9 protein-coding genes and 1 pseudogene are annotated in these 12,594 nt (G+C 37.7%); 5 read left to right on the plus strand and 5 right to left on the minus strand.

Going from position 1 to position 12,594, the window contains the following annotated elements:
* Window positions 1-366: 366 nt before the first annotated feature.
* Entirely contained in the window at window positions 367-2,553 is a 2,187-nt protein-coding gene (katG, locus tag LT143_RS07120) for a catalase/peroxidase HPI (RefSeq protein ID WP_246941703.1), read from the plus strand.
* Window positions 2,554-2,847: 294 nt separating this feature from the next.
* Window positions 2,848-3,621: pseudogene (locus tag LT143_RS07125) on the plus strand (MBL fold metallo-hydrolase).
* 509 nt (window positions 3,622-4,130) lie between these two features.
* Here the strand turns inward: LT143_RS07125 and LT143_RS07130 are convergent.
* Window positions 4,131-4,682, minus strand: coding sequence for a CBO0543 family protein (locus tag LT143_RS07130; RefSeq protein WP_246941708.1), 552 nt, complete (start codon window positions 4,680-4,682; stop codon window positions 4,131-4,133).
* A gap of 554 nt (window positions 4,683-5,236) precedes the next feature.
* On the opposite strand from LT143_RS07130, the gene kynA reads away from it, so the two are divergent.
* On the plus strand, window positions 5,237-6,067 hold the full coding sequence (kynA, locus tag LT143_RS07135) for a tryptophan 2,3-dioxygenase (RefSeq protein ID WP_246941712.1): 831 nt from the start codon (window positions 5,237-5,239) through the stop codon (window positions 6,065-6,067).
* Window positions 6,068-6,332: 265 nt separating this feature from the next.
* Here kynA and LT143_RS07140 read toward each other — a convergent pair whose 3' ends face one another.
* From LT143_RS07140 to LT143_RS07155, 4 genes are all read right to left on the minus strand, one after another.
* A complete protein-coding gene (locus tag LT143_RS07140; RefSeq protein WP_246941715.1) occupies window positions 6,333-6,503 on the minus strand; it encodes a XapX domain-containing protein in 171 nt (56 codons plus the stop codon).
* 13 nt (window positions 6,504-6,516) lie between these two features.
* Entirely contained in the window at window positions 6,517-7,188 is a 672-nt protein-coding gene (gene deoC, locus LT143_RS07145) for a deoxyribose-phosphate aldolase (RefSeq protein ID WP_246941719.1), read from the minus strand.
* Between the two features lie 42 nt (window positions 7,189-7,230).
* The gene (locus LT143_RS07150) at window positions 7,231-8,445 is read right to left on the minus strand and encodes a NupC/NupG family nucleoside CNT transporter (RefSeq protein WP_246941722.1); all 1,215 of its coding nucleotides are present in this window, start codon (window positions 8,443-8,445) and stop codon (window positions 7,231-7,233) included.
* A 203-nt stretch (window positions 8,446-8,648) separates the two neighbouring features.
* Window positions 8,649-9,593, minus strand: coding sequence for a sugar-binding transcriptional regulator (locus LT143_RS07155; protein ID WP_246942471.1), 945 nt, complete (start codon window positions 9,591-9,593; stop codon window positions 8,649-8,651).
* Between the two features lie 225 nt (window positions 9,594-9,818).
* Here LT143_RS07155 and LT143_RS07160 point away from each other — a divergent pair, with 225 nt between their 5' ends.
* Both LT143_RS07160 and LT143_RS07165 read left to right on the plus strand, forming a co-directional pair.
* Complete coding sequence (locus LT143_RS07160) at window positions 9,819-10,925, plus strand: CotS family spore coat protein (protein WP_246941725.1); 1,107 nt, start codon at window positions 9,819-9,821, stop codon at window positions 10,923-10,925.
* Complete coding sequence (locus LT143_RS07165; RefSeq protein ID WP_246941727.1) at window positions 10,922-12,508, plus strand: glycosyltransferase family 4 protein; 1,587 nt, start codon at window positions 10,922-10,924, stop codon at window positions 12,506-12,508. Before LT143_RS07160 ends, LT143_RS07165 begins: the two co-directional genes overlap by 4 nt.
* The last annotated feature ends 86 nt before the right edge of the window (window positions 12,509-12,594 follow it).

A 12,594-nucleotide genomic window follows, 5' to 3' on the forward strand; every position in this document is an offset into this window, starting at 1 on the left:
GTTGTTTTGTTTGGTATATAACAAAGAAGAGCGCCCTGAGGCACTCTTCTTTCGTATTTATCTATTACTTTGGCATGGACTTTTCCTTTTATATCTTATCATAAGCCCCACTTATCACCTAAGTCACTAGTTGAAATGTCAACTTACTATTGGAGAGTATTTTCATTTGAACTTCCCCTATTATCAATAAGATGTGAACAAAAATCTACTGTCATTAAAAAGTTTTATAAACGCGAGTTATATTTCTTTCATTTTAAGTAATAGTTTAATATAATGATAACATAATAATTATTATTATCTAGTTGTGAGTATTATGAATCTAGATACATAATTATTTTACCACATTTAACCAAAGGGGATGTACATATGAAAGGTATGGACAATGCAAACGTTGGAAAATGCCCATTTAATCATGGGGCTGCTACTAGTCCACAAACTAGTGGTACAACAAACAAAGATTGGTGGCCAAACCAATTAAACTTAAATATTCTTCATCAACATGACAAAAAATCTAATCCTTTGGGAGAAGAATTTGATTACGCAGAAGAATTTCAAAAGCTAGACTATCAAGCTCTTAAAAAAGATCTTCACGATTTAATGACAGACAGCCAAGAATGGTGGCCAGCTGACTACGGTCATTATGGCGGATTCTTTATCCGTATGGCATGGCATGCTGCTGGTACTTACCGTACTGGTGACGGACGTGGAGGCGGCGGAACTGGAAATCAACGTTTTGCTCCACTAAATAGCTGGGCTGACAACGGTAACCTAGATAAGGCTCGTCGTTTACTTTGGCCGATTAAGCAAAAATATGGTAACAAAATCTCATGGGCTGACTTATTCCTTTTAACAGGAAATGTTGCTATTGAATCAATGGGTGGAAAGACTTTCGGTTTCGGAGGCGGACGTGCTGACATTTGGCATCCAGAAGAAGATATCTACTGGGGTACTGAAACTGAAATGCTAGGTGACAACCGTTACACTGGCGATCGCGAGCTTGAAAATCCACTTGCAGCTGTTCAAATGGGGCTTATTTACGTAAATCCAGAAGGGCCTAACGGAAACCCAGACCCTGTTGCTAGTGCTCGTGACATTCGTGAAACGTTTGGACGTATGGGAATGAACGACGAAGAAACCGTTGCCTTAATAGCTGGTGGACATACTTTTGGTAAGGCTCATGGTGCGGGAGATGCTGCTCATGTTGGTCCAGAACCAGAAGCAGCTCCAATTGAAGCACAAGGTTTCGGTTGGTTAAGCACGCACGGCAGTGGTAAAGGTCGTGACACGATCACTTCTGGTATTGAAGGTGCTTGGACAGCTAACCCAACACAATGGGATAACGGGTATTTTGAATTATTATTCGGATATGAGTGGGAGCTAACAAAGAGCCCAGCAGGCGCACACCAATGGATCGCTGTTAATGTTGCTGAAGACCATCTAGCACCAGACGCTGAAGATGCATCTGTTAAGGTTCCGACAATCATGACAACTGCTGACTTAGCATTAAGATTTGATCCTGAATATGAAAAAATTTCTCGTCGTTACTATGAGAATCCTGAAGAGTTTGCAGATGCATTTGCTCGTGCTTGGTTTAAGTTATTACACCGTGACATGGGTCCTCGTGTAAGATATTTAGGGCCTGAAGTTCCAGAAGAAGAGTTAATCTGGCAAGATCCAGTTCCGACTGTTGATTATGAATTAACTGAAGAAGAAGTTGCTAAGATTAAGGTGTTAATTTTAGACTCTGGACTTACAATCAGTGAGCTTGTTACAACGGCTTGGGCTTCAGCAAGCACATTCCGTGGTTCAGATAACCGTGGTGGCGCAAATGGTTCACGTATCCGCCTTGCTCCACAAAAGGATTGGGAAGTAAACCAACCAGAACAACTTGCAAAAGTGCTTTCAGTTCTAGAAGATATTCAAAGTCACCTAGATAAGAACGTTAGCCTTGCTGACTTAATCGTACTTGGTGGAACTGCTGCCGTTGAAAAAGCTGCTCAAGATGCAGGTTTTGATGTAACGGTTCCGTTTGCTGCAGGACGCGGTGATGCAACACAAGAGCAAACAGATGTAGAAAGCTTCGAAGTTCTAGAGCCTGTTGCTGATGGTTTCCGTAACTACCAGAAGAAGCAATTCAGTGTAAGTTCAGAAGAGCTACTTGTAGATAAGGCTCAACTTCTAGGCCTTACCGCGCCTGAAATGACTGCACTTATTGGTGGTATGCGTGTTCTAGGTACAAACTATGCTGGTACAAAGCACGGCGTATTCACTGATCGTGTAGGTACTTTGACAAATGACTTCTTCGTTAACTTACTCGACATGGCAGTTGAGTGGAAGCCTGTTGACGGTAGCGTATATGAAGGCCGTGATCGCAAGACAGGTGAAGTCGTACGTACAGCAACTAGAGTTGACTTAGTATTCGGATCTAACTCAGTACTTCGTGCAATTGCAGAAGTGTATGCTCAAGAAGACAACCAAGAGAAGTTTGTTCGTGACTTCATTGCTGCTTGGGTAAAAGTGATGAATGCAGATCGCTTTGATCTAAAAAAATAAGGGTAAACACCTTCTAATATCAAGAGGACCGACTATTTTTTAGTCGGTCTTTGTTTTGATAAAGGATGAATCTAATCCCCCACTCCCTTCAAACAGAAACACACTACTACATCATGATTTAGCATGTTAAAACGGCTGAAATAACAAATATTGGAGGATATTATGACAAAGAATCCCTATTCTAACCTAGATAATATTGAAAATGCCAAAACCTTCATTGATTTTCGTAGCTGGCAGCGAAGAAATAATAAAAAAGATTTGAGCATTCAACTAGAGTAGGCACCATTTAAGGAAATAAAAAAACTATTTAGTAATCGGACGAATACTTCTATTACATGGATTGGACATTCTGCATTTCTTATTCAGATGAATGGTCTGAATATGATAACCGATCCTGTTTGGGCTAATCGAATGGGTGTTCAAAAACGACTAACCGCACCAGGAAACGCATTACCTGATTTACCTGAAATAGATGTCGTGTTATTTCTCATGGTCATTATGACCATTTAGATTTTTCGACAATAAAACGACTGAAAGGGAGTCCGATTTATTACGTATTGGCTTAGGTCATGTATTTAGAAAACGGGGATAAAAAAAAGTAGTAGAAAGTAATTGGGATGATTCGTTCGAGAAGGCTAATATGACCTACTCGTTTGTTCCAGCACAACATTGGACGAAACGTACACTTACTGACACGAATACGTCTCATTGGGGCGGCTGGATTATAGAAAATAACAAGCAATCTGGTTATTTTGTTGGGGACACAGGTTATTTCCGTGGTTTTAAAGAAATCGCTATGAAATTTAACATCCAAACAGTTCTAATGCCAATTGGTGCTTATGAACCAGAGTGGTTTATGAAGGTTAGTCATATTAACCCAGAGGATGCGGTGAAGGCTTTTTTGAGTGAAACGCAGAAACGTTTATCCCGATGTATTACGGGACGTTTCGTTTGGCGGATGATACAGATCCAGAAGCGCTTTAAAGATTAAATGCAGAGTGAAATCGATTTCAGTTAGATGATTCACAGTTAAAGAAACTGCTAATTGGTGAGATGTACTGGTTGTAAAAAACTAGAATACTTCAAGAAGAAGTGTGTGTTCCGTTTTTAACTTAGTTAGTTTAGGTGACTACCCTTCCCCCTACACTTTTGTGTAATAAAGTGCAACCCTTGTCGTTATATCGGAACATAGCCTCTTGGGTAGGGCACTGATAAACTTTACTTTTGTATCATCTGGTTCTGTCCAAGTTTTTTAGAGAAAGTAATTTTATTTATAAGTATCTTTGTTTTTTAAGTGATCTCTGATTGCTACAAGTCCCCCATTATCATTTGTACCCCGTTTTCCTGGTAGTTTATTTTGAATGCTCAAAGAAGAATTCATAAGGTGTAAAATTTAGACGTGCCCAGCTTACTAGTACCTTAACACCATAGATATTTTTGTTTTTAATTTTATCTTAGGCTAATCATAATGTAATCGTTCCTTATTAATGAAAATACACAATTGTGCCTGCAGCTATAAAAACCTTAGACAATTCCATTTGTTCAAATTAAGGAACCATTACATCAAGAACACTTTATTAAGCTAAGTATAAATTTTTAAATTTTAGTACAATAGTTCTTATTATTATTCCAAGAAGAATGTAGTAAATAAACGAGTACATATATTTCCATTTAAAATATATTACCAGCTCTAAATAGTGTGATATTGGTTCACCAATAAAAGCATATATTCCTGCCATACATACTAATGCCACAACAAATGTTTTCCATGTATTAAAATATTGATACATTAACATATATGCCACAGGAACCATAGCCATATCAAAAGGAATTGCTCTTGGTGTTATAGGCATTAATTGAGTAGGATATGACCAAAATCTTAAATCGTTCCCGATAGCATCAAGCAAAGTAGTTGGTATTATAACCAATGCACCGAATAAAAAGGTTTCCAAAAATTTAGTTCTATCAGCAAATTTAAACCAAATAACCCAAGGGAAAATAAGAAACACAACAAGGATCCACCAGTAAAAAGTTAAGAACTCATTATTAAACCATGCTTCAATCTCTTTCCTTATTAATAAATCTTGTATTTCTCTTAATTCCCAAAGACTTTTAAATTTTTCACTCATTGAAAACTCCCACCGTTCAACTATTATATAGGTAAATTTCCCAAACCCTTTCAAAACTATCCTTAATAATCTATAGCATATGTAGTTCTTAAAAAATCATCTTTACATGAAGGTTCTAATTGAGCTGGTATCTTTCATTAATAACAAAAAACGTATTGGGTGTAAAAAATGCAACTACACGTATGCCAAAGTAAATGGCTCTTTTCGTATAAATTGTTGCTTTCGGTCTAGTATAATGTCTTCTACTTTTCAACTAGAAAGTCGCTCTTTTCTAAAACGATAAATACTTCATTTTATCCTTTAGAATAAGATTAACTTCGGATAAAGTAAGTTAAAAAGCAACAACGTTTTAGAAAAGTGCCAAATAAAAAGAAATAGTCAATATTAAGTCATACCATTCTAGTCTATTTTCGAGGTATGGTAGTAAATTTATTTTAATGATATGATGTAGCCATTAACCGGTATCTTTAAACATTATTACAAGATTTCTACAATATATTATGTTTTAAAATCTTGTGAGGACTAAATATAATGAATGCCTAGGGGGAAAGCTTATGTCGTCCAATCATCACGATCATGGTTTACATAACAACTTTGAGAAAGAAATGAGCTACGGGGATTACCTACAGCTTGATAAAATTTTATCGAGCCAGCAATTAGTATCAGGTCACCACGATGAAATGATGTTTATTATCATTCATCAATCTAGTGAATTATGGATGAAACTGATTCTCCATGAGATGACAGAAGCAAAAAAGTTTATCTTGCATAATGATTTAGAGCCAGCATTTAAGATGCTATCAAGGGTGTCCCGTATTCAACAACAGCTTATTCAATCTTGGGATGTATTATCAACATTAACTCCAGCCGAATATATGGAGTTTCGGGATAAACTTGGACGATCATCTGGTTTTCAATCCTACCAGAATCGGCTAATAGAATTCTTATTAGGACATAAGAGGATAGACGCATTAAAGGTATATGAGCATGATAAGGAATTACATAGCACCCTCTTGAAAAGTCTTAATGAAAAAAGCATTTATGATGCAGCCATTTTAGCCTTATCTGTTAGAGGTTTACAAATAGATAAAGAATGTTTAGAACGTGATTGGTCACAGGAGTATACTTTGAACGAAAGTGTAGAACAAGCGTGGCTAACTGTTTATAAAGATGTATCGAAATATTGGGATCTATATGAGCTAGCTGAAAAATTAGTCGACATTGAAACAAGACAACAACAATGGCGATATAATCACATGATGACCGTTGAACGAATTATTGGTCATAAAATTGGTACCGGAGGATCAGCAGGAGTTGACTATTTAAAGAGGGTCATTAATCACCGTTTTTTCCCTGAACTTTGGAGTATTCGAACGAAGTTGTAAGCTTCTTTGTAACACTTATATGTAGAGATATTACGAAGGCACTTTCTCTCAAAAAGTGTCTTCTTTGTTTAATGTTCCTTTAATATAAGTATGAGGTATGGTTGTCTTCACTCTCCTCGTAAGTAAACTCAAAAGGCTGTTCTAAGAATAGGACACAAAAAGAACCCCTTAGGTTCAGTACCTAAGAGGTTGCTTAAAAATATTATTTAGTAGGTTAATAATCTAGTAACCTTATATATCCGCATACTTTTGCAAGTTCCTTAACCTATTGTTGAAGAACTTTGACAATCCAGTCAAACACAACTCCACCAAAATATACACCGAAGACACCAAGTACTCCTGCTAAGACGGGTGGTGCTGGTAAAGGAAGCTTTAGCAGTTTAAAGCTCATACCTATTATGATCCCTGTTAATAAACTTAAAAATAGTTCTTTCATTTTATTCCCTCACTTAATAGCTTTCGGTACCAATTTGTCCTCGAACAATTGAAACACCTGAACTAGCTCCAATTCTTGTTGCTCCTGCTTCAATCATGCTCTTAGCATCCTCCAGGCTACGCACCCCGCCTGATGCCTTTACACCAACATTCACACCAACTGTTTTTCTCATTAATGCTATGTCTTCCACCGTCGCTCCTCCAGTAGAGAAACCGGTCGATGTTTTAACAAAGTCAGCCCCAGCCTTTACAGCTAGCTGACAAGCACGAACCTTTTCTTCATTTGTTAAGAGGGAGGTTTCAATAATTACTTTTGTTAAGGCTTTCCCTTCTGCTGCCTTTACAACTGCGCGGATATCTTCTTCCACAAACACATCATTACCATTCTTTAGTTCACCTACGTTGATCACCATGTCCACTTCTGTTGCACCATTTTTAATTGCATTTGTCGTTTCAAATGCTTTTACCTCTGGTGTCGTTGCGCCTAGTGGAAATCCAATCACCGTACATACTTTTACGTCAGGCGTATCTTTTAACATTTCTGCAGCTAGTGAAACCCATGTTGGGTTCACACAAACAGATGCAAATGTATACTCTTTTGCTTCTTCAACCAATTTAATGATTTCTTCTTTTGTCGTCTCTGGTTTTAAGGCTGTGTGATCAATATAACGTGCAATATCTTTCATATTTCTTCACTCCTTCTATCTTTCTATATAACTACTTAATTTTTATAAAAGCATTCCCGCTATTGAAGCCGATAATAATGATGCAAGCATTCCTGCAATAATTGCTTTAACTCCTAATCTTGCAATATCACTTCTTCTCTCAGGCGCTAAGTTACCTAGACCTCCAAGTAAAATTCCCATGGATGAAATATTAGCAAAACCACATAGAGCAAACGAAATGATCGCAACCGTTTTTGGCGATAACTCAGCAATTTGCGGGGCAAATGAAGAATAAGCTACAAATTCATTTAGTACTAATTTCTGTCCGATAAATCCACCAGCTCGAATCGCTTCTTCCCAAGGGACACCGATCGCGAACGCAAGCGGAGCAAAAAGATAGCCAAGAATTAACTCAAGTGATATTTCTAGTCCAATCCAACCGCCAATCCAACCAAGTACCCCGTTAATTAAAGCAACAATGGCAATAAACGCTAATAGCATTGCTCCAATATTTAGCGCTAACTGTAGACCGACAGATGCTCCTTTTGCAGCTGCATCAATGACATTAACGGAATCAGAATCCTTCTCAATATTAAGTGCATCGTTTGTCTGTGATACTTCAGTTTCAGGTATCATAATCTTTGCAATGATTAGACCAGCAGGCGCAGCCATAAAGCTTGCCGCTAATAAATACTCAAGCGGAACCCCTAACAAGCTGTACCCAACAAGAACAGAACCTGCAACGGAAGCAAGTCCCCCTACCATTACAGCAAACAGTTCAGATTGAGTCATTTTAGATATAAATGGCCTTACTACCAACGGAGCTTCCGTTTGACCAACAAAAATGTTCGCTGCTGCAGATAATGACTCTGCTTTGCTTGTACCAAGAATAAATGAAAGTCCTCCACCTAAGAATTTAATAACCTTCTGCATAATTCCCACATAATAGAGAACTGAAATTAAAGAAGAAAAGAAAATGACGATAGGTAATACTTGAAAAGCAAAGATGAATCCAATACTTTCACCAGCGAAAATCCCACCGAACAGGAAGTTAATCCCTTCGTTAGCATAACTCACCACATCGTTAACACCTAGTGCAACTCGCTCCAAGGCTTCTTTCCCTTTTTCCCATTTCAACACAACTAGCGCAAACGTAATTTGGATCGCCAGTCCACCTAATATCGTTCTTAATTTAATCGATTTACGATTTTTTGAAAAGATAAAGGCAATAGTTAGTACAACAATTATTCCAATAATTCCCCATAGAATGTTACTCATGCTGTTCACCTCTTGAAAAATTTCATTGTTAACGCTTTCAGTTTCTTTCTAGCAAGATAATCATAGCAAGTATATGAACAAATGTAAACACTATATTTTACATTTGTAAAATGGATTTATTTCCAATTTTTCTACTCTCAATGAAACAACAAAAAACCCACGTTTGTGGGCTTATACCTTAATTATATATACCATTTTTATACTTATGAACGTTTATCTAGTAAAAATTTTGCCGTGAATTGATCTGTCACCAATACATTTGCATAGTTTCCTTTAAGCGCACCATATATTCCTGAAATTTTGTGAGCACCGCCGGCGACAAGTATGCTTTGTTCCTTCTTTTTTAATTCTTCTAATTCTATTCCAAGGGTTCGCTCATTCAGTGAGTTGTTCACCACTTGTCCCTTTTCGTTAAAAAATCTTGAACAAATGTCTCCAACTGCATGCGCCTTTAGCATATCTATATCATCATCTGTAAAATAGCCTAATTGAAACAGCAAGGATTCACTTTTTACTGGTCCGATTGTAAAAACGGCAATATTTGCATCCTTTCCTATATCAAGCACTCTTTTTATATGACGGTCTGCTTGCATGGCTTGTTTGACCACCACATGATCTACAATGGCCGGCAATGGTAGATGTAAAGGGGTGGAGTTAAAAGCTTTACCGAACAAGTACAGTATTTCTGAAGCATACGTGTTGGTTTCAGAGTGACTCACGCCCCCTTTTAACTGAACGACTTGAACATCTTTCACGTATTTCTGTTTTAGAGCTACTGCGATATGATACAAGGTTGTACCCCACGTAACCCCTACTATATCTTTATCTTTCAACGTGTTATGTAAATAAGCTGCCGCTTTCTCACCAAGGTATTGTTTAATCATATTGTCTTCATATTGAGGAACTGATGCAACGATGGCTTTTTTCAAGCCGAACTTTTCCTCTAACTGCTTTGACAATTGTTCACCATCCTCAGTCGGATCCATAATCTTAATTTGAACAATTCCTTCTTCTTTTGCAATTTGTAAAAGTCTAGAAACCGTAGGACGAGAAATACCAAGGTTCTTTGCTATATCTGATTGATTATAATCTAATAAATAATACTGCTTTGCCGCTTCAATGACCTTCTTCAGCTTCTCCTGTTCCATCTCTTCACCCCATGGTCTTTTCAATTTACTAATAAGATAACGTTTTCTTTTACAAATGTAAACAGTTGGGAGAAATAATGTCATATCATACAAGAAAGCAACATTCTATACAAATAGAGCCTTCATTTATAAACGTTTACCTATTCTTGCTTTTATTTGGTTATATGTCTATCCTGTTTCCCCCTAGATGAATACACTATATAGACTAAATACTCAGTGAAGGGAATGAACATTTTGGGACAACTGATTATGCCATGGGACGAGGATGAAACCTTAGGTGATTTTTATGTTCCTCCATATATAGAGGAAATGGCTGATGAAGTGATAAAGCAATATGATTTCTCAGTTACTAGTAGAGAAGTAATTACAACAAAGGCAGATAAAGGTGGGCTTATTTGGAAAATCCAAACGAACAAAGGGCCTAAAAGCTTAAAGATTCTCCACCGTAAACCTACGCGAAGCTTATTTAGTATAGGGGCGCAGGATTATTTAGTAAATGAGAAAAAAGCTCGTGTACCTGCCATTATTAAGACCAAAACAGGAAGTAATGTCGTACAAATGGGAGGTAAAGTGTGGTTTGTCGCTGAATGGATTGAGCCTCTTACTCAAGTTTCAGCAGACATTGAAGGAGCAAAACTACTAAGTCATGCTATTGGCGAGTTTCATCAACTTTCAAAGGGTTATGTTCCACCCGAAGGAGCTGAAGTGGCTTCGAGACTTTATCGTTGGCCAAAAACATATAAAAAAGTTATCAAAAAAATGACATGGTTTAAAGATATTGCGACAGCCTATTCCGAAATGCCTGCTAGTAAGACGATCTTAAATACAGTAGATATGTATGAGGAACAAGCAAAAAAAGCATATACCATGCTAGAGGAATCTTCTTATCATCAGCTAGCTGCTATGGGGAATGAAGAATGGGGATTAGTTCACCAGGATTACGGATGGTCAAACGGACAAATGGGGCCTGGAGGAATGTGGATTATTGACCTCGATGGAGTTGCCTATGATATTCCGATTCGAGACTTACGAAAATTAATTGGTGGATCGATGGATGACCTTGGTAGATGGGATATTAATTGGATTGTTGCCATGCTAGATGCCTATAACGAGGCCAACCCAGTTTCGGATGAGTTGCTTGATATTTTATTAATCGATTTTTCACTTCCTAACTTGTTCTATAAAAATGTTAAAGATATCTTATTCGAACCATCCATTGCTTTAGACCAAGAGCTGGATGCTGTTGTCCAAAGGATTGTAGAAATTGATCAGACTAAATGGTCAGTTCTTGAACAACTACGCAAAGAATGGAGAGGTGGAAATAGAAAATGAAAGTACTCATCGTTTGTACAGAAAAGCTTCCAGTCCCACCGGTAAAAGGTGGCGCAATTCAAACGTACATTGCTGGAGCTGTTCCGAAGTTAAAACAAAATCATTCTATAACAATTCTAGGCCGAGAAGATGAAACGTTACCAGATAAGGAAACAAAAGATGGCATTCAGTACGTAAGAGTTCCTGGTGGATTACTTGAAACCTATCGGGACGGGGTAGTCAACTATATTAAGGACAATCAATTTGACTTGATCCACATTTTTAATCGCCCACGCCTTGTTTTACCAATTAGAGAGGTCGCACCAAACTCACGGTTGGTCTTAAGTATGCATAATGACATGTTTAAACGTGAGAAGATTTCACCTGATGAAGCGAAAGAAGCCATTCTTCAATTAGATAAAATTATTACCATCAGTAATTACATTGGTGAAGAGATTGTGAAGCTGTTTCCTGAGGCAGAAACGAAAGTAAAAACAATCTATTCGGGTGTGGATTTAGATCGCTTTGTTCCTGTCTATTCGGATAAAGGAAGAAGCATTAGAGCTTCCATGCGTCAAAAACACCAGCTAGGTTCAAAGAAGGTTATATTATTTGCCGGGCGGCTCTCAGCAAACAAAGGGGCAGATATACTCTTACGTGCTATGGATGATTTATCTAAAAAGCATCCAAATATTGCTTTGGTGTTAATGGGAAGCAAAGGCTTTAGTGATAATCGAATGACCGATTACATTGCCTATCTTAAAGCTCTAGCTGAACGACTCTCAATACCTGTTATCACAACAGGATTTGTTCATCCAAACGAAATTCAAGACTGGTTTGTAACTGCAGATATATTCGTTTGTCCTTCTCAGTGGGAAGAGCCACTAGCTCGCGTACACTACGAGGCAATGGCTGCAGGTTTACCAATCGTGACAACCGCTCGCGGAGGAAACCCAGAAATTCTTGAAGTCGGAAAGAATGGATATATTGTAGAATCACCAGAGGATCCTCAAGAATTTGTGACTCATCTATCTAAATTGCTTTCTAACCCTTCCCTTTGTAAGGAAATGGGCCAATACGGACGTAAAATCGCAGAAAAAAATCACAACTGGAATCGCGTCATCGGAGACATTTCTGATGTATGGAGTGAGATAGAATACAAGATCAACAATAATATCTCCATTGGTACAGAAGAGAAGCTAGAAGAGATTGAAGATACTCAAGTGGTTGAATCAGTAGAGGTAAATGAAACAGAAATAACAACAGAAGAAATCCCTGCTTTAGATAGCGAGGAACAACCAGAAGAAGAAGCAAACACAAATAGACGACCTTTAACTGTCGCCCAAAAGTTCAACTTCCTATTTAGTAATCCTAGGAGACGTCCAGATTTTACAGAGAAAAAAATAGCTGAATCTGAAAAGGATATGAGCTTTAATAGCGAAAAAGAAGAGAACAAAGAGGTGACAGAATCCGTTTCACCTGCAGCAACAATTGAATCGGAAAAACCTATGGAAGAAGCCGTTGCACCACAACCGAAGAAGAAAAAAATAAAGATTGAACCTAAAGAATCTATACCTTGGATAAAGGTAGAGGCCCTAAAGTAGAGGCTTTGGAAAAACCTTATACGAAAAAAAGTTGGAACGTTATCTATTACGATTAGAAAACGTTCCTATTTCATTTCACGAAAAAA

It is taken from the genome of Bacillus pinisoli, from assembly GCF_023036475.1.
Lineage (GTDB): Bacteria > Bacillota > Bacilli > Bacillales > SA4 > Bacillus_BS > Bacillus_BS pinisoli.

Coding starts and splice junctions, on each gene's coding strand:
- LT143_RS07165 (WP_246941727.1), top strand. CDS start 10,922: ATGAAAGTACTCATCGTTTGTACAGAAAAGCTTCCAGTCCCACCGGTA.
- LT143_RS07155 (WP_246942471.1), bottom strand. CDS start 9,593: ATGGAACAGGAGAAGCTGAAGAAGGTCATTGAAGCGGCAAAGCAGTAT.
- LT143_RS07150 (WP_246941722.1), bottom strand. CDS start 8,445: ATGAGTAACATTCTATGGGGAATTATTGGAATAATTGTTGTACTAACT.
- LT143_RS07130 (WP_246941708.1), bottom strand. CDS start 4,682: ATGAGTGAAAAATTTAAAAGTCTTTGGGAATTAAGAGAAATACAAGAT.
- LT143_RS07160 (WP_246941725.1), top strand. CDS start 9,819: ATGAACATTTTGGGACAACTGATTATGCCATGGGACGAGGATGAAACC.
- LT143_RS07140 (WP_246941715.1), bottom strand. CDS start 6,503: ATGAAAGAACTATTTTTAAGTTTATTAACAGGGATCATAATAGGTATG.
- katG (WP_246941703.1), top strand. CDS start 367: ATGAAAGGTATGGACAATGCAAACGTTGGAAAATGCCCATTTAATCAT.
- deoC (WP_246941719.1), bottom strand. CDS start 7,188: ATGAAAGATATTGCACGTTATATTGATCACACAGCCTTAAAACCAGAG.
- kynA (WP_246941712.1), top strand. CDS start 5,237: ATGTCGTCCAATCATCACGATCATGGTTTACATAACAACTTTGAGAAA.